The following is a 22,103-nucleotide window of genomic DNA, read 5'->3' as shown; positions in this document are numbered from 1 at the left end:
GGAGTGCGGGCATGCCGAGCCTAAGCGAGGCACCGAGTGGTGGGGCAAAGCGTTTTTTGGTTACTTTTTTAGGCGTTTGTAAAAAAGTGACCCGCTGTAAGAGCGGAACCATAAGCAGCCGTTACCGCAGCAACGGATATGTACCCAAAACCAACATTAAGGATTCCGAACACTCAAAAGACTCATCAACCCCGCCAACGGAAAGTCCCCTTCCAACTCCGCCAGACTCGCCGTACTCATAGCCTGCGGCTGCCGCAAATGCCCATGCTGCAAATAACTGATCAGCCCCCCCACAAACGGCTGATGGCTAACCAGCAACACATCATCGTCATTGTCGAGATGCTTGAGCACCTCCAGCGGATTACTCTCCGGCGTCAACCAAGGCACAGTGCGGACATCCGGCTCAAACCCCAACGCCTCTCGCACCAACTGCGCCGTCTGCTGCGCCCGCACATACGGACTGGCAATGATCGCCCGAATCGGCTGCCCAATCAGATGCCCCGCACTGCGCAAAACCTCATCGCGCCCATGGGCCGTCAAATTGCGCTCGGCATCCGTACGCGCATGCCCCTCGGCCTCACCGTGACGCAACACCCACACCTTCATAGCTTGGGTTCCTCATCACGCGCCGGATGCGGTGCAGGCGGCACACTGTGGGCAGCCTCACCTTCCGGTGCACGGGGCGTCGGCCAATCGGCGAACGGCCAAGGCTTCTGATCACTGTGAAAACTGCCAAACCGCCCAATCTGCGCCAAGAACTGGCTCAGGCTGTCACCAAAATTCATCAGCCCCAGGTTCGGCGCCCCATACACCAGGCGATAAACCAGTTGCACCACCACCAGCGCGCCCAGCAGAAACTGCGCCACTTGCCACACCAGGGCAAACACCAGCATCCACAGGACACGCAGGCCGATGGACTCGTACTTGGGTGCTGCTTTCGGATCGTTCATGACGCGTTCCTCAGTTGAAACCACTGGTGGAAATAAAGTCGACATCGGTTTTAGGCTCGGCGCGCATCAGCAACTCGATGACCTGGTTCAAGGTGCGCCCTTCAAACAGGATCGCGTGCAACCCGGCAACCAGCGGCATATACACCCCGACCTCCTGAGACTTGGCCTTCAGCACCTTCAGGGTGTTGACGCCTTCCGCCACTTCGCCCAAACGCGTCACGGCGTCTTCCAGGCTCAAGCCCTGGCCAAGGGCAAAACCGACCTGATAGTTGCGGCTTTTCGGTGACGAGCAGGTGACGATCAGGTCGCCCACACCCGCCAGGCCAAGGAAGGTCATCGGGTTGGCGCCCTGATTGACCGCAAACCGGGTCATCTCGGCCAGGGCGCGAGTGATCAGCATGCTCTTGGTGTTTTCACCCATGCCCAGCGCAACCGCCATGCCGGCGATGATCGCGTAGACGTTCTTCAACGCCCCGCCCAGTTCGACGCCGAAGCGGTCGGCACTGGCGTACACGCGGAAGGTGCGACCGTGCAGCACCTCCTGCACCCGCTCGCAGAGTTCTTCGTCTTCACTGGCGATCACCGTGGCAGTCAGCGCGTGCTCAGCCACTTCCCGCGCCAGGTTCGGCCCGGACAACACGCCAATCCGCGCTTCGGGGGCGATTTCTTCAAGGATCTCGCTCATCAACTTGAAGGTGTGCGCCTCAATGCCCTTGGTCAGGCTCACCAGCAGCTTGCCCGCCAGCCGCTCGGCATGGGGTGCAAGCACCGAACGCAAAGCGCTGGAGGGCAGCGCGACGAAGCACAGGTCGCACTCGTCCAGCGTCGCCTGTAAATCAGTCACCGGCTCCACGGCCGGCAGAATCTTGATGCCTTTAAGGTAACGGGGGTTTTCCCGGTTGACCCGAATGGCTTCGGCTTGCTCGGGGTCACGCATCCATTGGCGCACCCGGTGACCATTTTCAGCCAGCAGATTAGCCACGGCGGTACCAAAACTTCCGCCTCCCAGGACCGCAATAGGGCGCTGTTCAGTCATATGCAATCCGTTAATCCATAGCAGTGGCGATGGCCGCATTATACGGAGCGACCCGCCTGCGGCCAGCCCCCGCGTCAATTCAAACGCTTGTCGGAAAATGCGACATTTGTGCGAAGTAATTACAGGGCCGACGACTGGCAAAAGGCCCCACCTCAGTTAACATGGGCGGCTATCCGTAATTATCAAGGCCGTGCCGTGTATTTGGGCCCTCCTCCTCGCTCATCCCTTTTGCTGACGTTGTTGTGCATGCCGTGGTGCAGTGTGCCGGTGCTGGCTGACGACCTGTTCCTCGACAGCCAGCCGCTGCCGCAGGTGCTGACCGCCACCCGGCTCAAGCAATCGGCCGCCGCCGTGCCCGGCAGCATGACGGTGATCGACAGCGAGCTGATCAAGGCCAGCGGCGCACGGGATATCCCCGAACTGCTGCGGCTGGTGCCCGGGATGATGGTCGGCTACACCACCGGCAACCAGGCCGCCGTGAATTACCACGGCACCCAGGCGGGCGATGCGCGGCGCATGCAGGTGTTGATCGATGGGCGCTCGGTGTACCGCGCGGGCCTGGCCACGGTGGACTGGAGCGATATTCCGGTAGCCCTGGAAGACATCGACCGCATCGAGGTCTTCCGCGGCCCCAATACCGTCAGCTACGGCGCCAACGCGCTGATGGCCGTCGTCAACATCCTCACCCGCTCGCCGGCCAACAGCCATGGCACGCGGATGAAACTCACCCAGGGCGGCCGAGGGATCAACGACTGGTACGCCAGCCAGGGAATGGGCTGGGACACCGGCGATTTGCGCCTGTCACTGTCCGGCCAACAGGACGATGGCTTTGACAGCGACCGCGTGGGCGCTGACCGCCGCGACGGGCGCCGCCTGAACCGCTTCAGCCTGGCCGTGAGCCAGACCCTGAATGCGCAACAAAGCATCGACTGGCAACTGGACGCCAAGGAAGGCACCAACCAGCGCCCTTACACCTACCAACCGGTGTTCGACGGGATTACCGAAGGCGGTAACAATTCCGACGTCAGCGCCAAGGACTATGCCGGTTCCCTGCGCTGGAACTTCGACTTCAACCCCGATCACAGCCTGTATATCCAGGGTTCGGCCCAGCAGTGGGATCGCCGGCAGATCTGGCGCGCGTGCGATGCCAAGGTCTCATTCAGCCCGGAACTGACGCAGCTGTGGCAGCTCAACCCCAACTATGCCGAGCGACTGGCCCGGCACATGAACAACTTCAACCCAGGCAACCTTCCACCCGGCAGCGCCGCCGAGCAGGCACTGGCCCGCCAGGTGCTCCAGCAATGGGGCGACGGCGGCAAGGACCCGGTCTGCGGCAACATCGACCAAAGCACCAAGGAAAGCCGCTACGACCTGGAGCTGCAAGACACCCTCAGCCTGTCCGACAGCCTGCGCCTGGTCAGCGGCATGAACTACCGCTACGACCGCGCCGACTCCGACACCTACTTCAACGGCACCCTGGACGACACCACCTGGCGCCTGTTCGGCCACCTGGAATGGCGGGCCAGCGAACACTGGCTGCTGCAGGGCGGCGCGATGTACGAAGACACTCACCTGAGCGGCAACTCGCTGACGCCACGGGTGGCCGTCAACTACCTGATCAACCCGCGCCACGGCCTGCGCGCGGTGTACTCCGAAGCCATTCGCTCCCCGGACATGTTCGAGAACAACGTCAACTGGAGCTACCGCGTCACCAACCTCAGCTCGCCGGCCTACGGCCAGAACTCCGGCCAATACTTCGTGGTGACCCGTGGCCCGGGCAACCTCGACAAAGAGCTGATGCGCTCCCGGGAGCTGGGCTACAACGGCTTTTTTGCCGACATCGGGCTGAACGTCGACGTGAAGCTGTTCTACGACGAAATCAGCGAAATGGTCAGCGAGCCGCTGCGCAACAACCAGTACATCGCCAGCAACTCGAACAGCTCGCGCTTTACCGGCACCGAAACCCAGCTCGACTGGCACATGAGCACCGCCGACCGGCTGCGCGTCACCTATGCTTATGTGGATGCCAGCGCCACCAACCCCCTGGACAGGCAGCAGACCGCCCGCAACAGCGGCTCGGCCGGCTGGATGCGGGAATGGGGCCATGGCTGGTCCAGCGCGGTGTTCTACTATGGCGACGATGCGCTCAACCAGTATCGCTTCGAACGGGTCGACCTGCGGGTGGCCAAGCGCATTGCCTTGGGCAAAGCCAACGTGGAGCTGGCCGGCATGTTGCAACAACGCCTCGACAATCAGCCCACCACCTGGCCCGACAACAACTATGACCAACGCCACGTGCTCTACTTCAGTGCGGAGTTAGAGTTCTAGTGGACAGCGACTCGTCACGGATGACCCTCCCCTTTACCGCCCGGCTCTGGCGGTGCTGTGTGTTGCTTGGGGTTTTACTGTTCGGCGCACCGACATGGGCAGCGGATATCCTGCTGACCGCCGACGAAGACGGCCCGGGCGTACAAACATTCGTCCAGGCCCTGGCCCTGCAGCGTCCCGAAGACAGCGTGAAGTTCACCCCGCTCAAGGACCTGCCCGCCCCTGCAAACTTGCCGACCAGCACCCGCCTGATCCTGCTGGACCTGCCCAGCCTTGACTGGCGCCTGCAAGACGCCCAGGGCCCACCGACCCTGGTGCTGCGCATCAGCCGCCTGCAAGCGCGCCAGCGCCTGGGTGCCACGTTGCCTGCGAAGATCAGCCTGCTGTGGAGCGACCCACCGCTGGACCGACAACTGCGCCTGATCACCGGCATCCTGCCTCAGGCCCGGCGCATCGGCGTGCTCTATGGCATCGACAGCGAGTTCCTGCTGCGCGAGCTGCGCCAGTACGCCGCGCCCATGGGCCTGGAGATCGTGCCCCAGCTTTGGGAAAACATTAATGACAGTCGCCCGCTGCAAAGCCTGTTCAAGAACAGCGACGTCTTGCTGGGGCTGGATGATCCCCAGCTGTACAACCCGAAAACCGCGAAAAACCTGCTGCTCAGCAGCTACGCCAGGCAATTGCCACTGGTCGGGCCCAACGCCGGGTTCGTCAAGGCCGGCAGCCTGGCCAGCACCTACAGCGATCAGACCGACTGGCTGGATGTGCTCGACCGCCTGCTGGATCATGCGCCGGCCAGTTGGCCGCGCTCGCTGTACCCGGAACGTTTCAAAGTCGTAGGCAACCCGCAGGTTGCGCGCTCACTGGGGATCGAACAGGTGGACGAAACCAACGTCGCCGCCCGCCTGGCCGAAGGAGAAAAACGCCCATGACATTTCGTCGCCGTTGGGACATCAACACCCGGACCCAGCTCATTACCCTGGGCCCGGCACTCCTGCTGACGCTGTTGTTGATCAGCTTCTTCACCTTCGTGCGGATCCAGGACCTGCGCCAGGAACTGGACCACACCGGCCAGTTGATCGCCAACCAACTGGCGCCGGCCACCGAATACGGGGTGATTTCCGGCAACAACGACGTGCTTGAAAGCCTGTTGCGGGCCACCCTGGCCACGCCGCACGTGCGCTTCCTGGAGATTCAGGACAGCGCAGAAAATATCCTGGTGTATGTCGAGCAACCGTCGGAGAAGCACGATCGCTCGCTGTCGGTGAAAGTCTTCCAGGCGCCGATTCGCCTGCAACATATCCAGCTGGGCAATGACTTCTTCCAGGACAGTACTGCCGAGCCCAAGGCCCCGCGCGCGGACTACCTGGGGCGAGTGATTGTCGGCATGTCCAACGATGCGTTCAGCCAGCGCCAGCAGGAAATCCTGTTCAAGGCCGGGATTCTCGCGCTGTTCGCCCTGCTGTTTACCTTCCTGCTGGCCCGGCGCCTGGCGGCCAGCCTGTCGCAACCGATCAGCGCCATGGGCAATGCGGTCAAGGCGATCCAGCAGGGCGATTACCAGACGCCGCTGCCCATCGTGGATGACTCGGAGCTGGGCGACCTGTCGCGCCACATCAATAACCTCGCCGATGGCTTGAACCAGGCCAGTCGTGAACAGCACCAGGCCATGGCCCAGTTGATCCAGACCCGCGAAGAAGCCGAGCGGGCGAACAATGCCAAGTCGGACTTCCTGGCAATGATGAGCCATGAATTGCGCACGCCGATGAACGGGGTGCTGGGCATGCTGCAACTGCTGGAAACCACCGACATGACCGAGGAACAGACCGAATACGCGGCGCTGGCCTCGGAGTCCACCGAACACCTGCTGAAGGTGATCAACGACATCCTCGACTTCTCGCGCATCGAGCGCGCGGCCCTGGAGCTTGAGCACATTCCGTTCGACCTGGTGGAGCTGATCGGCAGTTGCGCCCAGGCCTTCCAGCACGCCGCCCAACAACGCGGGCTGGCGCTCGAAGTGCCGATCCCCCAGGGCCTGGGCTCGCTGCAGGTACAGGGCGACCCGACCCGCATCCGGCAGATTTTGGTGAACCTGATCGGCAATGCCCTGAAGTTCACCGAACAGGGCACCGTCACCGTCGAACCCCACTGGCAGACCCTGGACCATGAATTGCTGTGGTTCACCTGCACCGTGCGCGATAGCGGGATTGGCATCTCCGCCGAGCGCCTGGAACTGATGTTCGATGCGTTCCAGCAAGCCGACAGTTCCATTTCAAGACGTTACGGCGGCACCGGACTGGGACTGCCTATCGCACGCACCCTGGCCGAACGCATGGGCGGCACCCTGCGCGCCCAGAGCGAAGAAGGCCACGGCTCGGTGTTCACCCTGGAAATCCCGCTGGCGATCTACCAGCAGAGCTTGCCGGTGCTCGCGCCGAATACCGAAGGCAATGGCCGTGCGGGCGAAGGGCGCAACGTGTTGCTGGTGGAAGACAACCCGGTCAATCGCACGGTGGTCGAAGCCATGCTGCGCAGCCTGGGGTTCGAGGTGAGCATCGCCACCGACGGCGCCGAAGCGATTCGCAGCGCCGAGAGCCTGATTTTTACCGCAATCCTGATGGACTGCCGACTGCCGGGCATCGATGGCTACGAGGCTACCCGGCAGATTCGCCAGTTGCCCGGTTGCGCCGAGCTGCCAATCATTGCCCTCACGGCCAATGCCTTGCAGGGCGATCGCGAAGCCTGCCTGGCAGCTGGAATGAACGATTACCTGGCAAAGCCGTTCAAACGCACGGATTTGCAACAAATCCTGCAGAGATGGGTGCAGTAACACGGTGCCATCAGCCAACTGCGACTGGCGTGAAAGACGAAAGTGCGGCAGTCTTAGGCACCCGAACGGGCCCGTAAACCGGCCCGGTTTATAATTTCAGTGCACAAGTGTACATTCATGACCTTGACGCTGTGACTTTCACTACAACGCAATAGTCTATGTGTAGGCTGCCGATATGAGGCATGAACGCTTCAGTCGGCCGGGAAGATTTGCCCTGCCCTGCCGCATGGGATTATTGAGGAGCTCGCATGACCAAACAAAACGCCTTTACTCGGGAAGACCTGCTGCGCTGCAGTCGCGGTGAGCTGTTCGGCCCAGGTAACGCGCAACTGCCCGCCCCGAACATGCTGATGGTGGATCGCATCACCCATATCAGCGAAGAGGGTGGCAAGTACGGCAAAGGTGAATTGGTCGCCGAGCTGGATATCACCCCTGACCTGTGGTTTTTCGCCTGCCATTTCGAAGGCGATCCGGTGATGCCGGGCTGCCTGGGCCTTGACGCCATGTGGCAGCTGGTCGGTTTCTACCTGGGCTGGCAAGGCCTGCCGGGCCGCGGTCGCGCCCTGGGTTCGGGCGAAGTGAAGTTCTTTGGCCAGGTCTTGCCGACCGCCAAGAAAGTCACCTACAACATTCAAATCAAGCGCGTCCTCAAGGGCAAGCTGAACCTGGCCATTGCCGATGGTTCGGTGACTGTCGACGGTCGCGAGATTTATACTGCCGAAGGCCTTCGGGTCGGCGTATTCACTTCCACTGACAACTTTTAAGGGTTATCCGCATGCGCCGCGTCGTTATCACTGGTCTGGGCATTGTTTCGTGCCTGGGCAATGACAAAGAGACCGTCTCCGCTAACCTGCGTGCAAGTCGCCCTGGCATCCGCTTCAACCCGGAATATGCCGAAATGGGTCTGCGTAGCCAGGTTTCCGGCTCCATCGACCTGCCCCTCGAAGAACTGATCGATCGCAAGATCTATCGCTTCGTCGGCCACGCAGCCGCCTACGCCTACCTGGCCATGAAGGACGCGATCACCGATTCCGGCCTGAGCGAAGACCAGGTATCCAACGTGCGCACCGGCCTGATCGCCGGTTCCGGTGGCGCGTCGACCTTGAACCAGATGGAAGCGCTGGACATCCTGCGCGAGAAAGGCGTCAAGCGCGTTGGCCCGTACCGCGTCACGCGGACCATGGGCAGCACCGTTTCCGCCTGCCTGGCCACGCCGTTCAAGATCAAGGGCGTGAACTACTCGATCTCCTCCGCTTGCGCCACCAGTGCTCACTGCATCGGTACCGCTGTAGAGCAGATCCAGTTGGGCAAGCAGGACATCGTGTTTGCCGGCGGCGGTGAAGAAGAACATTGGAGCCAGTCGTTCCTGTTCGACGCCATGGGCGCCCTGTCGACCCAGTACAACGAAACCCCGGACAAAGCCTCCCGCGCCTATGACAAGAACCGTGATGGTTTCGTCATTGCCGGCGGTGGCGGCATGGTGGTGGTCGAGGAGCTGGAACACGCCCTGGCCCGTGGTGCGAAGATCTACGCGGAAATCGTCGGCTACGGCGCGACGTCCGACGGCTACGACATGGTTGCGCCAAGCGGCGAAGGCGCCATCCGCTGCATGCAGATGGCCATGTCCACCGTTGATACCCCGATCGACTACCTGAACACCCACGGTACTTCGACTCCGGTCGGCGACTCCAAGGAAATGGAAGGCGTGCGTGCGGTATTCGGCGACAAGGCTCCGGCGATCAGCTCTACCAAGAGCCTGTCGGGTCACTCCCTGGGCGCCGCTGGCGTTCACGAAGCGATCTACTGCCTGCTGATGATGGAAGGCAACTTCATGGCAGGTTCTGCCAACATCGAGGAACTGGACCCGGACGTGGCTGACATGCCTATCCTGACCAAGACTCGTGAAGATGCGACCATCAATACAGTGATGAGCAACAGCTTCGGCTTTGGTGGCACCAACGCCACCCTGGTGCTGAAACGCTGGCAGGGTAAGTAAGCTCCCGCAGCTTGATCGCCTGAAAACGCCCCGACTGGTTCGGGGCGTTTTTTTACCCGTTTACCGCGCTTACAGTGGCTCACTTTTGAAAGCCGGAATGCGTGCCCAGTCAAAAGTAAGCAAAACGCTCTTGCCCGATCACTCGGCACCTCGCTCAGGCTTGAGTGTTTAGAAGCAAAATCAAAAGCTAAAACGGGCACGGTCCAATGTGGGAGCGGGCTTGCTCGCGAAGGTCGTTAACGATGACGCTGGCATCCTGATTCAACGCGGCGTTCTCAGGTTTTCGCCGGCAAGCCGGCTCCGACAGAAAAGCGGTTCTGCTTTTGCTTCTAACACTCAGGTCGGCTTCCAGGCCGCCGTGCTCTTGCTTTTGATCTTAGGCGCCCCGCCGACAGGCGGGGCAGAGCGCTTTGGTTACTTTGCCGCTTTTTTGCAAAGTGACTCGCTGTAAGAGCGAAACCATAAGCCGCCGTGACCGCAGCAACGGATATGCCCCCCCAACAACCTAAACCGAAAACCGAGCCACCATCGTGTTGAGATCCACCGCCAACCGCGACAACTCCTGGCTCGCCGCACTGGTCTGATTCGCCCCCGCCGAAGTCTGCTGTGCCAAATCGCGAATATTCATCAAATTGCGATCCACCTCCCGCGCCACCGCCGCCTGTTCCTCCGAGGCACTGGCAATCACCAGGTTGCGCTCATTGATCAGGGTAAACGCCGAAGCAATCTCCTCCAGCGCCGTCCCCGCCGACTTGGCGATATCCAACGTCGAACGCGCCCGAGTATTGCTCTGCTGCATGGAGCTGACAGCCTGATCAGTCCCCTGCTGAATCCCACTGATCATCTGCTCGATTTCCTGGGTCGACTGCTGCGTACGATGCGCCAAGGCCCGCACCTCATCCGCCACCACCGCAAACCCACGCCCGGCATCCCCAGCTCGCGCCGCTTCGATGGCGGCATTCAGCGCCAGCAAATTGGTCTGCTCGGCAATCGAACGAATCACATCCAGCACCTTGCTGATGCCATACACCTTCTGCGCCAGGTCCTCCACCTGAGTCGCATTGGCCGTCACATCATCCGCCAGGGACTCAATCGACAACACCGTCTGATGCACCTGCTCGCGCCCGTGCTGAGCGATACGATCCGACTCCCGCGATGCCTGGGACGTAGCCACCGCGTTGCTCGCCACCTCCTCCACCGCCGCCGTCATCTGGTTCACCGCAGTAGCCGCCTGCTCGATTTCCTGACTCTGCTGATGCAACCCACGGGTGGCATCTTCGGTCACGCAACTAAGCTCTTCGGAAGCCGACGCCAACTGGCTGGACGAATCGGAAATACGCCGAATGGTTTCCCGCAGGCTCTCCTGCATGCTTTTCAGCGCCTGCTGCAAACGCGCCGGCTCATCCTGGCCGCTGACAGTAATCACCCCGGTCAGATCGCCACTGGCCACACCCTGGGCGACTTTCAAAGACTGGGATAACGGCAGCACAATACTGCGGGTCAGCAACAACGCCAGGCCGATGGTGATCAGCGCCGTCACGGCAATCATGCCAACCACCCAACTGCGCGATTGCGTGAACACACTTTGCGCCAGGCTCGCCGCCTGATTGGCACTGACCTTGTTCAACGTCACCAGCTCACGCAGGGTACCGGCCAGTTCGTCGGCCAACTGGTTCATCTCGCCGTTGACCACCTTGATCGCGTCTTCCAACTGATTCGCCCGGGAAAACGCCATCACCTGTTCCTGGCGCTGCAGGTAACGCTCTTCCTCGGTTTTAAAGCGATCGAACAGCACTCGCTCTTCAGGCAGCACGATCAAGCCTTCATAGAGGGACTGAGCCTTGTGCAGGCCGCTTTTCAGCTCGGTGATTTTCTGCTCATTCTGCGTGATTGCCTGCGGGTCGCGGTTAAGCAGCAGCCGCAACGTCAGGGCCCGCACCCGCAGCAGGTCCTGATTCATCTCGCCGACCGCCATCACGCTGGGCAGCCAGTTGTTTTCCACCTGGTCAGACTGCTGGCGCATATTGCCCATCTGCAACAAGGCGAACCCGCCCAGGGCAAACACCATCAGCGCCAGCAAACCAAACCCCAGGCCGGCGCGAGGGGCGATATTCAGACTTCTGATATTCATGCTCGGAATCCTTCCAAAAGCGCTGCATCCACCTGCAGCGGGCTCTTGAAAGGTATCGGCGAGTTGAGACGTTTGCCTAAGACGAAAACGCGATATCAAAACGCCTTATGATCGCCCCGCCCCGGCTGTAGCGATTCAGCTAAACCCATCACCTGGGCTTGGGCAGAATCGCCAGGAAATTGTCCCGTGCGACCTTTCTGGCCACATCCTCAGGCAACGCATCGAGGAACGGGTCAAAGCTGCGCATTTCCTTACCGAGCTTGTTGAAGCGTCCTACTACGTCTGAGCCAAGCATGAAGCGGTCCGGGAAGCGCTCCACCAGCTTTACCCACTCAGGGCGTGGCTTTCCCGCCTCATCCAGCAAGTAAGGCGTGAGCACGCTCCAGGACAGGTCGACGTAAAGGTTGGGGTAAGCCTCCAGCATGCGCGCCAGGGTCGGCAGCAAAAAATCCATCTGCGTCTGGTGCCGATGGATCTCCATGCTGCTGCCCGCATGGGCCCAGATAAACCGGGTGTGTGGGTGATTACGCAGCGGCTCTTCCATTTCCGCCAGGTACAACGGATTTTTCTCACGCTTGGAGGTGATGTTGGAATGCACCATCACCGGCAGATCATTCTCCGCGGCCAGGTGATAGATGCGGGTCATCGCCTCGTTGTTGGCCCTTGGGGTGTCGCCGGAGGTCAGCGCGGTCAGGTCGTCGTGACGGGTGAAGACTTCGCCGATGCCTTGCCAGAGCCCAGGATTGAGGTCGAGCATGCGCTGGATATGGGATGCGGCATTTTTATCGTTGGGATTGAAACCACTGAGGAACGGATGAAAGCGCTGACGTTGCTCCGGGCTCAGTTTATTGACCGCATCGGCGACGAACACGTCGGTGGCGCTGTACCAATAGGCGTCGGCGTCGTCCCCGGCGTAATAGCGCGGCCGCTTGGGTTCGTCCTCATGCCATTTCTTGGCCACCGGAATGCCGGAAATCATCACGTGCTCGATGCGATTATCGGCCATGGCCTTGAGTAATTTATCCATGCCCGCCGACTCCTGGAAGAAATCGACGTAATGCAGGTGTGCATCGCTGTAGGCATAGTCGCGAGCCTGCACCGCAAGGCTTGCGGCGGTCAGCAACAGGGCAATACTCAGGCGGGTCCGGCGCACGGGGGTATCTCAAACAAGGGCTAATGCCGGTAGACCTCGGGCCGCGCCTGCGGGTTCAGCGGTAAACAACGGGGAACACCAACGTGCCAGCATGCTCTATAACTGCATGAGCTTCTTCCTGCCACCCTGTGAGGTTTGCCATGCCTGTTACCGTAAACACGCTGAACGCCGAAAACTTCCGCCACAGCGTCAATATCAATAACCACGAGCTGTTTACCGACCTGCCCAAGAGCTTGGGCGGCGACGATTCGGCGCCCTCCCCCCACGATTACTTCGACGCCGCACTGGCGTCCTGCAAGGCCCTGACCGTCAAGCTCTATGCGCAGAAAAAAGACATACCGCTGACCGGCGTGACCGTGGAAGTCACCCATGACAGCACCGAAGAGCAAAAGGGCAAATACAAGCTCAACGTCAAACTGACCCTCAAGGGCGTACTCACTGACGAGCAGCGCGACGAGCTGCACCGCGTGGCGGATCGCTGCCCGGTGCACAAGCTGATGACCACGGCCGAAGTCACCATCGAGACCCGGCTCTCCGAAGGCGCCTTCAGCCAGTAGCGGCAACCTCCCGTCGAGCGGGTTATGCTCAGTACCATCAGACCCGCTCAGACTGGGAAGCACCATGACCACCGTGACCGTGATTCGCCCGCGCGCCGAAGATGTGGAAGGCCAACCGATCCTGCGCCCACTGCCCTCCAGGCAATGCCGCAGCGTCGGGCCTTTCGTGTTTTTCGACCATATGCTGCAAACCCGTTATGCCCCGGGTACCGGCATGAACATTCGCCAACACCCGCACATCGGCCTCTCTACCCTGACCTACCTGTTTGAAGGCGAACTCCTGCACAAGGACAGCCTCGGCTCCGATCAGGTGGTCAAGGCCGGGGACGTCAGCTGGATGACAGCCGGCAGTGCCATTGCCCACGTTGAACGCAGCCCCGAGGCGTTGAAGGCCAGTGGTTTCAGCCTGCACGGGTTGCAAGTGTGGCTGGCCTCCCCCAAGGAACATGAACAAGGGCCTGGGCATTACAGCCATCATCCGGCCGCCAGCTTGCCGGTGAGCGATAACCTCGGCGTGCAGATTCGCCTGATTGCCGGCAATGGCTTTTGCCTCGAATCGCCGGTGCCGGTGTTGTCGCCCACCTTGTATGCCGAGGTGCGGATGCAGACGGCTACCACCCTGCTGATCCCGGATGAGCATGAAGAACGGGCGGTGTATGTGCTGGAGGGTGAGGCGCAGTTGGATGGCGAAGCGCTGGAGGTGCATAGCCTGGTGGTGTTGCCGGCAGGCGCAAGCATGGGGCTGTTTGCCGAGACCGATTGCCACCTGGTGGTGTTCGGCGGCGCGGCGCTGGATGGGCCACGGCGGATTAACTGGAATTTTGTCGCGAGTGATCCGGCGTTGATCGAGCAGGCTCGGCAGCGTTGGGCGGCTGGGGATTGGCCGACAGTGCCGGGGGAAAGTGAGCGGATCGAGTTGCCTGGAGGCAAGGCTTAAGCGCTTTATTGCCTGTGAAATAGCCTTCGCGAGCAAGCCCGCTCCCACATTTCGACCGCGTTCCTTCAGGATGTACACGGTTAAAATGTGGGAGCGGGCTTGCTCGCGAAGGGGCCAGCTCAGGCAACCGAACTATCAGCCCTTGAACACTTCATCCAGCAAGTTATGCATCGACTGGAAGGCCCGCGCAGCGGTCTTCGCGTCATACATCATCTTGCCCGGCACATTCGCGTGCGGGTCGGTAAACGAGTGCACCGCACCGCCGTAGCTCAGCAATTGCCAATCCACACCGGCGGCGTTCATTTCGTCTTCAAACGCCGGCAGTTGCTCCTTCGGCACCAACGGGTCGGAAGCACCGTGCAACACCAGCACGGAACCCTTGATGTTTTTTGCATCGGCCGGGTTCGGCGTGTCGAGGCTGCCGTGGAACGAAACGGCAGCTTTCAACGGTGCACCGGTACGTGCCAGCTCCAGGGAGCAGCAACCACCGAAGCAGAAACCAAAGGTCGCCAGCTTCGAGGTATCCACCGCCGCTTCAGTCTGGGTTTTCAGCTGATCAAGCGCGACCTGCATGCGCTTGTTCAACAGCGGCCGGTCATTCTTCAACGGCATCATCGCCGCACCCGCTTCATCGCCGTTCGAAGGGCGGACGGTTTGCCCGTACAGGTCGGCAAGCAGCACCACGTAGCCCTTGCTGGCCACGCTCTTGGCGATCTCTTCAGCGCCGGCACTGACACCCATCCAGTTCGGCGCCATCAACAACCCTGGCAGCGGGCCCTTATGACTGGCATCAAATGCCAGGCGGCTTTCATAAGACTGGCCATCAATCTGATAGACCACGGAACGCACGGTGATTTGGCTCATCATTTACTCCAGGTGAAAGGCTCCAGAACGAAAAAACCCGCCGAAGCGGGTTTTTCTACAACGGTGTTAAACCGACAGTTCAACCAACAGCTTGTTCAGTCGGCGCACATAAGCGGCCGGGTCTTTCAGGCTGTCGCCGGCAGCCAGGGCTGCCTGGTCGAAGAGGATGTGCGACAGGTCGCCAAACCGCTCTTCGCTCTGCTCGCCGTCGAGTTTCTCGATCAGCGGGTGAGCCGGGTTGAATTCGAAGATCGGTTTGGAATCCGGAACCTTCTGACCGCTGGCTTCCAGGATCTGACGCATCTGCATGCCCAGGTCCTGCTCGCCGATGGCCAGGATCGCCGGGGAATCGGTCAGACGGTGGGAAACCCGCACTTCGCTGACGGCATCGCCCAAGGCGGTCTTGATTCGCTCAACCAGGCCCTCTTTGGACTTGGCCACTTCTTCAGCGGCTTTTTTGTCTTCTTCGGAATCCAGGTTGCCCAGGTCCAGGTCGCCGCGGGCGACGTCAACAAAGCTCTTGCCGTCGAAGTCGCTGAGGTAGCTCATCAGCCACTCGTCGATGCGGTCGGTCAGCAGCAGCACTTCGATGCCTTTCTTGCGGAAGACTTCCAGGTGTGGGCTGTTCTTGACCTGAGCGTAGGTTTCACCGGTCAGGTAGTAGATCTTGTCCTGACCTTCCTTGGCGCGCGCCAGGTATTCGGCCAGGGAAACGTTCTGCTCGCCGTCGTCACCGTTGGTCGATGCGAAACGCAGCAGGCCGGCGATTTTTTCCTTGTTGGCGAAATCTTCTGCCGGGCCTTCTTTCATGACCTGGCCGAAGTTTTTCCAGAAGCCCTTGTATTGCTCAGGCTCGTTCTTCGCCAGCTTTTCCAGCATGTCGAGGACACGCTTGGTCAGCGCCGACTTCATCGAGTCGATGATCGGGTCTTTCTGCAGGATTTCCCGCGACACGTTCAGCGACAGGTCGTTGGAGTCAACCACGCCCTTGATAAAGCGCAGGTACAACGGCAGGAACGATTCCGCCTGGTCCATCACGAATACGCGCTGCACATACAGCTTCAGGCCTTTCGGCGCTTCACGCTGGTACAGGTCGAACGGAGCACGGGCCGGTACGTAGAGCAGCGAGCTGTATTCCAGCTTGCCTTCGACCTTGTTGTGGCTCCAGCTCAGCGGGTTTTCGTAATCGTGGGCGATGTGCTTGTAGAACTCCTGGTATTCCTCGTCCTTGACTTCGGTACGAGGACGGGTCCACAGGGCGCTGGCGCGGTTGACCACTTCCCATTCCTGGGCTGGGGCTTCTTCGCCTTCAGCCGCCGCTTGTTCTTTCGGCAACTCGATCGGCAACGCGATGTGGTCGGAGTACTTCTTGATGATATTGCGCAGACGCCAGCCATCGGCGAACTCGTCTTCACCGGACTTCAGGTGCAGGACGATGCGGGTACCACGATCAGCCTTGTCGACCGTGGCGATTTCAAATTCACCCTCGCCCTTGGAAGACCAGTGCACGCCTTCGCTGGCGGCAAGGCCGGCACGGCGGCTGAATACTTCAACCTTGTCGGCAACGATGAAGGCCGAGTAGAAGCCCACGCCGAACTGGCCGATCAGGTGCGAATCTTTCTTCTGGTCGCCCGACAGGTTCTTCATGAAATCAGCGGTGCCGGATTTGGCGATGGTCCCCAGGTGGGTGATCGCATCGTCACGACTCATGCCGATACCGTTGTCTTCGAGGGTGACGGTTTTCGCGTCCTTGTCGAAGCTCACACGGATTTTCAGTTCCGCGCCACCTTCCAGCAACTCAGGCTTGGACAGGGCTTCGAAACGTAATTTGTCGACAGCGTCAGAGGCGTTCGAGATCAATTCGCGAAGGAAAATTTCCTTGTTGGAATACAGCGAATGGATCATGAGGTGCAGCAGTTGCTTCACCTCGGTCTGGAAGCCCAGGGTTTCCTTTTGAGTTTCCACACTCATGGTCATCAAACTCCAATTGGATGGCAGTGGCCGCGCCCTTGAGGGTTGGCGGCGGGTTGTCATCAAAGTTGGGGGCTAAGACCAGGATTTCAAGGGCGAGCCGGTTCCTCAATCTTGAAATGCGCACGGGCGGTGGCAATCGGTTCGGCCTGGGTACTTTGCCACGCGGTAATCGCCACGTTGGCCACCCGCCGGCCCTGGCGCCACACCTGGCATTTGGCGTAGGTGTCACGAAACTGGCCGGCGCGCAGGTAATCCAGGGAGAAATCGATGATCTTGGGAACACCAGGCGCACCGGTGAATACCAGCAAATGCAAGGCTGCGGACAGCTCCATGAAGCCCGCGATCACCCCGCCGTGGATCGCCGGCAATATCGGGTTACCAATGTTGTCCTTGTTAGCCGGCATGCGGAACAGCAATTCATCCCCCAGGCGCGTGCATTCGATACCGATCAGCCTGGCGTAGGGAATCAGGTTGAGCAGCGCGTCATAGTTGCCGCGCTCGTGGGCTTGCTGCAGACGGGTCTTGAATTGATGGGTCATGCCTGTTCTCCCTTGATTGCATTGCCCAGGCCCTGGCTGCCCTTGAGGCGCTTGCCCATGCGCATGAACGTGCCCACCACGTGGGCAATCGGTTGCTGCGGATCGTCCTGGTAGGCGAAGCCGCGGGTGAAGATCACGTCGGTGGTCACCCGGTAGCACTGGGCAAAGCCGAATACCGGTTTATGGGGCTCGGCCGGGTGCATGTAGTCGATGCGCAGGTCCAGGGTCGGGCAAACCTCGAACTCCGGCAGTACGCACAAGGTAGCCATGCCACAGGCGGTGTCCATCAAGGATGTGATGGCGCCGCCGTGGATCACGCCGGTCTGCGGGTCACCGACGATATGCGGAGCATAGGGCAGCACCAGCGTCATGCCGTCCTCACTGGCGGCGTGCACCTGGATGCCCAGCACCTGGCAGTGGCGCAAGGCTGAAACAAAGCGCGTGGCACGGGATAAAAGAGGATTTTCGGTCATTCGTTAAAGACTCTTATTAGTGTGGAGCCGGCGGAGTAGACAACCTTGCTGAAAGTTCCCTAGGGAAAAGCCTTATATATCTGTGAGATTTAAGGAACTAAGCGTTGGGCATAGGCTCGAAAGGCCAGTAGATATCTTCAATAAGGAGAAACACCCCATGCGCAAGACTTTAGCTATTTCCATGATGCTGGCTGCTGCCCTCGGCCTCGCTGCCTGCGACAAAAAATCCGAAGACAAAGCCCAAGACGCCGCAGCACACTCTGAGCAAGCTCAAAAAGACATGGCGAAAGCACAGGATAAAGTGAACGACGCTGCGAAAGAAAACGCCGATGCTGCCAAAGCTCAGGCTGAATCGAACGAAGCTGCTGCGAAAGAAGCAACACCTGCAACCGGTTCTTGAGTCTGACGACTTGAACACTGTGACTTGAAAAGTCATGTTGCAAAAGAAAGCCCGCTTAATAGCGGGCTTTACTTTGTCCGGTGTTTTTAACCCGGCCGGGCAGCTCGAAACTTCGAACTAAACCTCGGCACAAGTTAATGGCTAAACGTTTAAGCCATCGCTTCACTGCGTTTGCCCAGCAGGCGGTCAATCACCACCGCAACCACCAGCGTCATCACCGAAGGCACCAGCCACGCCAGGCCCTGCTCGCTCAGCGGCAGGTGAGCCAGTTGCGATGGCATCCAGTCAGCCAGGCCCGCGCCCTTCAGCGCGTCAATGCAACCGAAGATGAACGACACCAGCATCACCGGGCCAACGATCCGGCCCTGCTCCTGCCAGAAGTCCTTACAGAAGCTCAGGGCCACCAGCACGATGCACGGCGGGTAGATGGCGGTCAGCACCGGGATCGAGAACGCGATCAGCTTGGTCAGGCCCAGGTTGGACACAAACAGCGAGAATACCGCCAGGATCACCACCAGGGTCTTATAGGACAGCGGCAGTACGCGGCTGAAGTACTCGGCGCAGGCGCAGGTCAGGCCCACCGCGGTTACCAGGCACGCCAGGGAAATCAGCACGGCGAGGAAGCCGCTGCCCAGGGAGCCGAAGGTGTGCTGGACGTAGGCGTGCAGCACGGCGGCGCCGTTGGCGGCACCGGCCGCCACTTCATGGCTGCCCGAACCGAGGCGGAACAGGCTGATGTACACCAGCGCCAGGCCCACACCGGCAATCAGCCCGGCGATGATCGCGTAGCGGGTGATCAGCTTCGGCGACTCGACGCCACGGGAGCGGATCGCGTTGACGATCACAATGCCGAACACCAGGGCGCCGAGGGTATCCATGGTCAGGTAACCATTGATAAAGCCCTGGGAGAACGGTGCAGCCACGTACTCAGGGGTGGCAACACCCACATCGCCGGCCGGCAAGGCAAAGGCAGCAATGCCCAATACGGCCAGGGCGATGATCTTCAACGGTGCCAGGAAACGACCGACGGTATCCAGCAGACGGCCCGGGTACAGGGAGATGAAGAACACCAGCAGGAAGTACACCGAGCTGTAGAGGAACAGCGCCAGCGGGCTTTCACCGGTCAGCGGCGCCAGGCCCACTTCAAAGGAAACGGTGGCGGTTCGCGGGGTGGCGAACAACGGGCCGACAGCCAGGTAGGCCGCCGCTGCCAGCAAGCCACCGGCGATCTTGCCGATCGGACTGCTCAACGCGTCCATGCCACCACCGACCTTGGCCAGGGCGACAACGGTGATCACCGGCAAACCGACCGCGGTGATCAGGAAGCCCAGCGCTGCCATCCAGACATGAGGCCCGGACTGCAAACCGACGATTGGCGGGAAGATGATGTTGCCGGCGCCCACGAACAGGGCAAAAGTCATAAAGCCCAACGCCAGGATGTCCTGGCTTTTCAACACTTTCATTTGAGGAAATACCACACTACTGAATCGGAATTTAGAGAGGGCTTCCCTATGGATGAGGGAAATACTGCCGGTCCGGATGGGGACCGACCGGTCTGGCGCGAGGCTTCCTTTTGGGATGCGTACGCATAAAGAGGCGGCTAGCCTAACGAATTTGCGGGTCAAACGCACTGTTGCGGGGCGAACTGTCCGATAAGCGACATTTTTATGTCGCGTTTTTATATCTAAATTTTGAAATACGATCGAATGTGGGAGCGGGCTTGCTCGCGAAAGCGGTGTATCAGCCACTCATGAGCTGACTGACACACCGCTTTCGCGAGCAAGCCCGCTCCCACATGTTGATCTCCACCAACCTTCAGAATGCACAAAGGCCACCCGAAGGTGGCCTTTGTGGGGTGAAGCGTCAGTTAAGCGCGAGGCTTACTTGACAGCCCAACCGGTCAGCTCGGACAAAGCCTTGCCGATGTCTGCCAGCGAACGCACGGTTTTAACGCCTGCGTCTTCCAGGGCAGCAAACTTCTCGTCTGCAGTACCCTTGCCGCCAGAGATGATTGCGCCAGCATGGCCCATGCGCTTGCCAGCAGGGGCAGTCACACCAGCGATGTAGGAAACAACCGGCTTGGTCACGTGTGCCTTGATGTAGGCAGCCGCTTCTTCTTCAGCCGAACCGCCGATCTCACCGATCATTACGATCGCTTCGGTCTTCGGGTCTTCCTGGAACAGCTTCAGGATGTCGATGAAGTTCGAGCCTGGGATCGGGTCACCGCCGATGCCGACGCAAGTCGACTGACCGAAACCGGCGTCAGTAGTCTGCTTGACAGCTTCGTAGGTCAGGGTGCCGGAACGGGAAACGATACCGACTTTACCTGGCAAGTGAATGTGACCTGGCATGATGCCGATCTTGCATTCGCCTGGAGTGATCACGCCTGGGCAGTTAGGGCCGATCAGGACTACGCCCAGCTCGTCGCACTTAACTTTAGCGTCCAGCATGTCCAGGGTAGGAATGCCTTCGGTGATGCAAACGATCAGCTTGATGCCGCCGAATGCTGCTTCCAGGATGGAGTCCTTGCAGAAAGGAGCTGGAACGTAGATCACGCTGGCGGTGGCGCCAGTGGCAGCTACAGCATCTTTCACGGTGTTGAACACTGGCAGGCCCAGGTGCTCGGTGCCGCCTTTACCAGGCGTAACGCCACCCACCATCTTGGTGCCGTATTCGATGGCTTGCTGGGTGTGGAAACTACCCTGGGAACCGGTAATACCCTGGCAGATAACCTTGGTGTCTTTATTGATCAGGACGCTCATTATTTGCCCTCCGCAGCTTTGACAACTTGTTGAGCAGCGTCGGTCAGGCTGGTAGCAGCGATGATGTTCAAACCGCTTTCTGCCAGTACTTTAGCGCCCAGTTCAGCGTTGTTACCTTCAAGGCGCACAACAACCGGGATTTTAACGCCGACTTCTTTCACTGCACCGATGATGCCTTCGGCAATCATGTCGCAACGAACGATGCCGCCGAAGATGTTGACCAGTACTGCAGCGACGTTGGAGTCGGACAGGATGATCTTGAACGCTTCGGTAACGCGTTCTTTGGTGGCACCGCCGCCTACGTCGAGGAAGTTGGCTGGTTTGCCGCCATGCAGGTTGACGATGTCCATGGTACCCATGGCCAGGCCAGCACCGTTGACCATGCAACCGATGTTACCTTCCAGGGCTACGTAGTTCAGTTCGAACTTGGCAGCGTGCGCTTCGCGCGGATCGTCTTGCGACGGATCGTGGAAAGTCTTCAGCTTAGGCTGACGGTACATGGCGTTGGCGTCGATGTTGATCTTGGCATCGAGGCAATGCAGATCGCCGTCAGCCTTGATCACCAGCGGGTTCACTTCCAGCAGGGCCAGATCGTGATCCTGGAACAGTTTGGCCAGACCTACGAAGATCTTGGCGAACTGGGCAACTTGCTTGCCTTCCAGACCCAACTGGAATGCCAGCTCGCGACCCTGGAATGGCTGAGCGCCAACCAGTGGATCGATAGTGGCTTTCAGAATTTTTTCTGGGGTTTCTTCAGCGATCTTCTCAATGTCCACGCCACCTTCGGTGGAGGCCATGAACACGATGCGACGGCTCGAACGGTCAACGACAGCGCCCAGGTACAGCTCTTTAGCGATATCAGTGCACGATTCAACCAGGATCTTGGTGACTGGCTGGCCATTGGCATCAGTCTGGTAAGTCACCAGACGCTTGCCCAGCCACTGCTGAGCGAAGGCTTTGGCGTCTTCTTTGCTGCGAACCAGCTTGACGCCGCCCGCTTTACCGCGACCACCAGCGTGGACCTGGGCTTTGACAACCCACTCGGTGCCGCCGATTTTGTCGCAAGCTTCTGCTGCTGCTTCCGGGGTGTCTACTGCGTAACCCTTGGATACTGGCAGGCCGTACTCAGCGAACAGCTGCTTACCCTGATACTCGTGAAGATTCATGCTTATT

General features: G+C 59.9%; 20 protein-coding genes. 8 read left to right on the top strand and 12 right to left on the bottom strand.

All coding sequences use genetic code 11. From position 1 onward, the window contains the following. Positions 1–156: 156 nt before the first annotated feature. The 3 genes from sixA to HX811_RS06195 are packed head-to-tail and all read right to left on the bottom strand — an operon-like array spanning position 157 to position 1,986. Positions 157–606 carry a phosphohistidine phosphatase SixA gene (gene sixA / locus HX811_RS06205; protein WP_177045216.1) on the bottom strand — a complete coding sequence of 150 codons (450 nt, stop codon included), beginning with the start codon at positions 604–606 and terminating at the stop codon, positions 157–159. Beyond that, positions 603–950, bottom strand: coding sequence for a DUF4389 domain-containing protein (locus HX811_RS06200; RefSeq protein WP_003210547.1), 348 nt, complete (start codon positions 948–950; stop codon positions 603–605). The genes sixA and HX811_RS06200 overlap by 4 nt, the downstream gene beginning before the upstream one ends. A gap of 10 nt (positions 951–960) precedes the next feature. Further along, on the bottom strand, positions 961–1,986 hold the full coding sequence (locus HX811_RS06195) for an NAD(P)H-dependent glycerol-3-phosphate dehydrogenase (protein ID WP_003210548.1): 1,026 nt from the start codon (positions 1,984–1,986) through the stop codon (positions 961–963). A gap of 195 nt (positions 1,987–2,181) precedes the next feature. Here HX811_RS06195 and HX811_RS06190 point away from each other — a divergent pair, with 195 nt between their 5' ends. The 5 genes from HX811_RS06190 to fabB all read left to right on the top strand — a co-directional run bounded on the left by HX811_RS06190 (position 2,182) and on the right by fabB (position 9,140). After that, positions 2,182–4,314: a TonB-dependent siderophore receptor gene (locus HX811_RS06190; RefSeq protein WP_085984626.1), complete on the top strand. Its 2,133-nt coding sequence runs from the start codon at positions 2,182–2,184 to the stop codon at positions 4,312–4,314. 20 nt (positions 4,315–4,334) lie between these two features. Further along, entirely contained in the window at positions 4,335–5,246 is a 912-nt protein-coding gene (locus HX811_RS06185) for an ABC transporter substrate-binding protein (RefSeq protein ID WP_052024261.1), read from the top strand. Next, complete coding sequence (locus tag HX811_RS06180) at positions 5,243–7,144, top strand: ATP-binding protein (RefSeq protein ID WP_008430252.1); 1,902 nt, start codon at positions 5,243–5,245, stop codon at positions 7,142–7,144. Before HX811_RS06185 ends, HX811_RS06180 begins: the two co-directional genes overlap by 4 nt. A gap of 248 nt (positions 7,145–7,392) precedes the next feature. Then, complete coding sequence (gene fabA, locus HX811_RS06175) at positions 7,393–7,908, top strand: 3-hydroxyacyl-[acyl-carrier-protein] dehydratase FabA (RefSeq protein WP_003210552.1); 516 nt, start codon at positions 7,393–7,395, stop codon at positions 7,906–7,908. Between the two features lie 11 nt (positions 7,909–7,919). Beyond that, positions 7,920–9,140 carry a beta-ketoacyl-ACP synthase I gene (fabB, locus tag HX811_RS06170; RefSeq protein ID WP_003210553.1) on the top strand — a complete coding sequence of 407 codons (1,221 nt, stop codon included), beginning with the start codon at positions 7,920–7,922 and terminating at the stop codon, positions 9,138–9,140. Between the two features lie 505 nt (positions 9,141–9,645). On the opposite strand, the gene HX811_RS06165 is transcribed toward fabB, so the two are convergent. Together HX811_RS06165 and HX811_RS06160 are read right to left on the bottom strand one after the other, a co-directional pair. Next, positions 9,646–11,271: a methyl-accepting chemotaxis protein gene (locus HX811_RS06165; protein WP_003210555.1), complete on the bottom strand. Its 1,626-nt coding sequence runs from the start codon at positions 11,269–11,271 to the stop codon at positions 9,646–9,648. Positions 11,272–11,419: 148 nt separating this feature from the next. Further along, positions 11,420–12,424: an amidohydrolase family protein gene (locus HX811_RS06160; protein WP_003210556.1), complete on the bottom strand. Its 1,005-nt coding sequence runs from the start codon at positions 12,422–12,424 to the stop codon at positions 11,420–11,422. A 140-nt stretch (positions 12,425–12,564) separates the two neighbouring features. On the opposite strand from HX811_RS06160, the gene HX811_RS06155 reads away from it, so the two are divergent. Further along, on the top strand, positions 12,565–12,981 hold the full coding sequence (locus HX811_RS06155) for an OsmC family protein (RefSeq protein WP_003210558.1): 417 nt from the start codon (positions 12,565–12,567) through the stop codon (positions 12,979–12,981). 64 nt (positions 12,982–13,045) lie between these two features. After that, positions 13,046–13,918, top strand: coding sequence for a pirin family protein (locus HX811_RS06150; protein ID WP_003210559.1), 873 nt, complete (start codon positions 13,046–13,048; stop codon positions 13,916–13,918). 135 nt (positions 13,919–14,053) lie between these two features. Here the strand turns inward: HX811_RS06150 and HX811_RS06145 are convergent, their stop codons facing one another. From HX811_RS06145 to HX811_RS06130, 4 genes are all read right to left on the bottom strand, one after another. Further along, the gene (locus HX811_RS06145; protein WP_177045215.1) at positions 14,054–14,782 is read right to left on the bottom strand and encodes a dienelactone hydrolase family protein; all 729 of its coding nucleotides are present in this window, start codon (positions 14,780–14,782) and stop codon (positions 14,054–14,056) included. A gap of 66 nt (positions 14,783–14,848) precedes the next feature. After that, positions 14,849–16,753 (bottom strand): molecular chaperone HtpG, encoded by a 1,905-nt coding sequence (gene htpG / locus HX811_RS06140; RefSeq protein ID WP_003210561.1) that lies wholly within the window; start codon positions 16,751–16,753, stop codon positions 14,849–14,851. Between the two features lie 89 nt (positions 16,754–16,842). After that, complete coding sequence (locus HX811_RS06135; RefSeq protein ID WP_177019613.1) at positions 16,843–17,295, bottom strand: PaaI family thioesterase; 453 nt, start codon at positions 17,293–17,295, stop codon at positions 16,843–16,845. Further along, a complete protein-coding gene (locus tag HX811_RS06130; protein WP_003210563.1) occupies positions 17,292–17,768 on the bottom strand; it encodes a PaaI family thioesterase in 477 nt (158 codons plus the stop codon). Before HX811_RS06130 ends, HX811_RS06135 begins: the two co-directional genes overlap by 4 nt. Positions 17,769–17,925: 157 nt before the next feature. Between HX811_RS06130 and HX811_RS06125 the strand changes: the two genes are divergently transcribed. Beyond that, positions 17,926–18,168 carry a hypothetical protein gene (locus tag HX811_RS06125; protein WP_003210564.1) on the top strand — a complete coding sequence of 81 codons (243 nt, stop codon included), beginning with the start codon at positions 17,926–17,928 and terminating at the stop codon, positions 18,166–18,168. Positions 18,169–18,317: 149 nt separating this feature from the next. On the opposite strand, the gene brnQ is transcribed toward HX811_RS06125, so the two are convergent. The 3 genes from brnQ to sucC form a co-directional block, all read right to left on the bottom strand. After that, a complete protein-coding gene (gene brnQ, locus HX811_RS06120) occupies positions 18,318–19,631 on the bottom strand; it encodes a branched-chain amino acid transport system II carrier protein (RefSeq protein ID WP_003210565.1) in 1,314 nt (437 codons plus the stop codon). Positions 19,632–20,048: 417 nt separating this feature from the next. Continuing rightward, positions 20,049–20,930, bottom strand: coding sequence for a succinate--CoA ligase subunit alpha (gene sucD, locus HX811_RS06115; RefSeq protein ID WP_003210566.1), 882 nt, complete (start codon positions 20,928–20,930; stop codon positions 20,049–20,051). Continuing rightward, positions 20,930–22,096 carry an ADP-forming succinate--CoA ligase subunit beta gene (gene sucC, locus HX811_RS06110; protein WP_003210567.1) on the bottom strand — a complete coding sequence of 389 codons (1,167 nt, stop codon included), beginning with the start codon at positions 22,094–22,096 and terminating at the stop codon, positions 20,930–20,932. The genes sucD and sucC overlap by 1 nt, the downstream gene beginning before the upstream one ends. Positions 22,097–22,103: the final 7 nt, after the last annotated feature.

Origin of the sequence: Pseudomonas sp. F8002, assembly GCF_013385495.1 — a bacterium.
GTDB lineage: Bacteria > Pseudomonadota > Gammaproteobacteria > Pseudomonadales > Pseudomonadaceae > Aquipseudomonas.
Note: the sequence above shows the minus strand (reverse complement) of the source record. Positions and strands in the feature narration are given on the sequence as shown.

Bases quoted from the DNA above. Each gene is read 5' to 3' on its own strand.
- sixA (WP_177045216.1), bottom strand. From the start codon at position 606: ATGAAGGTGTGGGTGTTGCGTCACGGTGAGGCCGAGGGGCATGCGCGT.
- HX811_RS06200 (WP_003210547.1), bottom strand. From the start codon at position 950: ATGAACGATCCGAAAGCAGCACCCAAGTACGAGTCCATCGGCCTGCGT.
- HX811_RS06195 (WP_003210548.1), bottom strand. From the start codon at position 1,986: ATGACTGAACAGCGCCCTATTGCGGTCCTGGGAGGCGGAAGTTTTGGT.
- HX811_RS06185 (WP_052024261.1), top strand. From the start codon at position 4,335: ATGACCCTCCCCTTTACCGCCCGGCTCTGGCGGTGCTGTGTGTTGCTT.
- HX811_RS06180 (WP_008430252.1), top strand. From the start codon at position 5,243: ATGACATTTCGTCGCCGTTGGGACATCAACACCCGGACCCAGCTCATT.
- fabA (WP_003210552.1), top strand. From the start codon at position 7,393: ATGACCAAACAAAACGCCTTTACTCGGGAAGACCTGCTGCGCTGCAGT.
- fabB (WP_003210553.1), top strand. From the start codon at position 7,920: ATGCGCCGCGTCGTTATCACTGGTCTGGGCATTGTTTCGTGCCTGGGC.
- HX811_RS06165 (WP_003210555.1), bottom strand. From the start codon at position 11,271: ATGAATATCAGAAGTCTGAATATCGCCCCTCGCGCCGGCCTGGGGTTT.
- HX811_RS06155 (WP_003210558.1), top strand. From the start codon at position 12,565: ATGCCTGTTACCGTAAACACGCTGAACGCCGAAAACTTCCGCCACAGC.
- HX811_RS06150 (WP_003210559.1), top strand. From the start codon at position 13,046: ATGACCACCGTGACCGTGATTCGCCCGCGCGCCGAAGATGTGGAAGGC.
- HX811_RS06145 (WP_177045215.1), bottom strand. From the start codon at position 14,782: ATGAGCCAAATCACCGTGCGTTCCGTGGTCTATCAGATTGATGGCCAG.
- htpG (WP_003210561.1), bottom strand. From the start codon at position 16,753: ATGAGTGTGGAAACTCAAAAGGAAACCCTGGGCTTCCAGACCGAGGTG.
- HX811_RS06135 (WP_177019613.1), bottom strand. From the start codon at position 17,295: ATGACCCATCAATTCAAGACCCGTCTGCAGCAAGCCCACGAGCGCGGC.
- HX811_RS06130 (WP_003210563.1), bottom strand. From the start codon at position 17,768: ATGACCGAAAATCCTCTTTTATCCCGTGCCACGCGCTTTGTTTCAGCC.
- HX811_RS06125 (WP_003210564.1), top strand. From the start codon at position 17,926: ATGCGCAAGACTTTAGCTATTTCCATGATGCTGGCTGCTGCCCTCGGC.
- brnQ (WP_003210565.1), bottom strand. From the start codon at position 19,631: ATGAAAGTGTTGAAAAGCCAGGACATCCTGGCGTTGGGCTTTATGACT.
- sucD (WP_003210566.1), bottom strand. From the start codon at position 20,930: ATGAGCGTCCTGATCAATAAAGACACCAAGGTTATCTGCCAGGGTATT.
- sucC (WP_003210567.1), bottom strand. From the start codon at position 22,096: ATGAATCTTCACGAGTATCAGGGTAAGCAGCTGTTCGCTGAGTACGGC.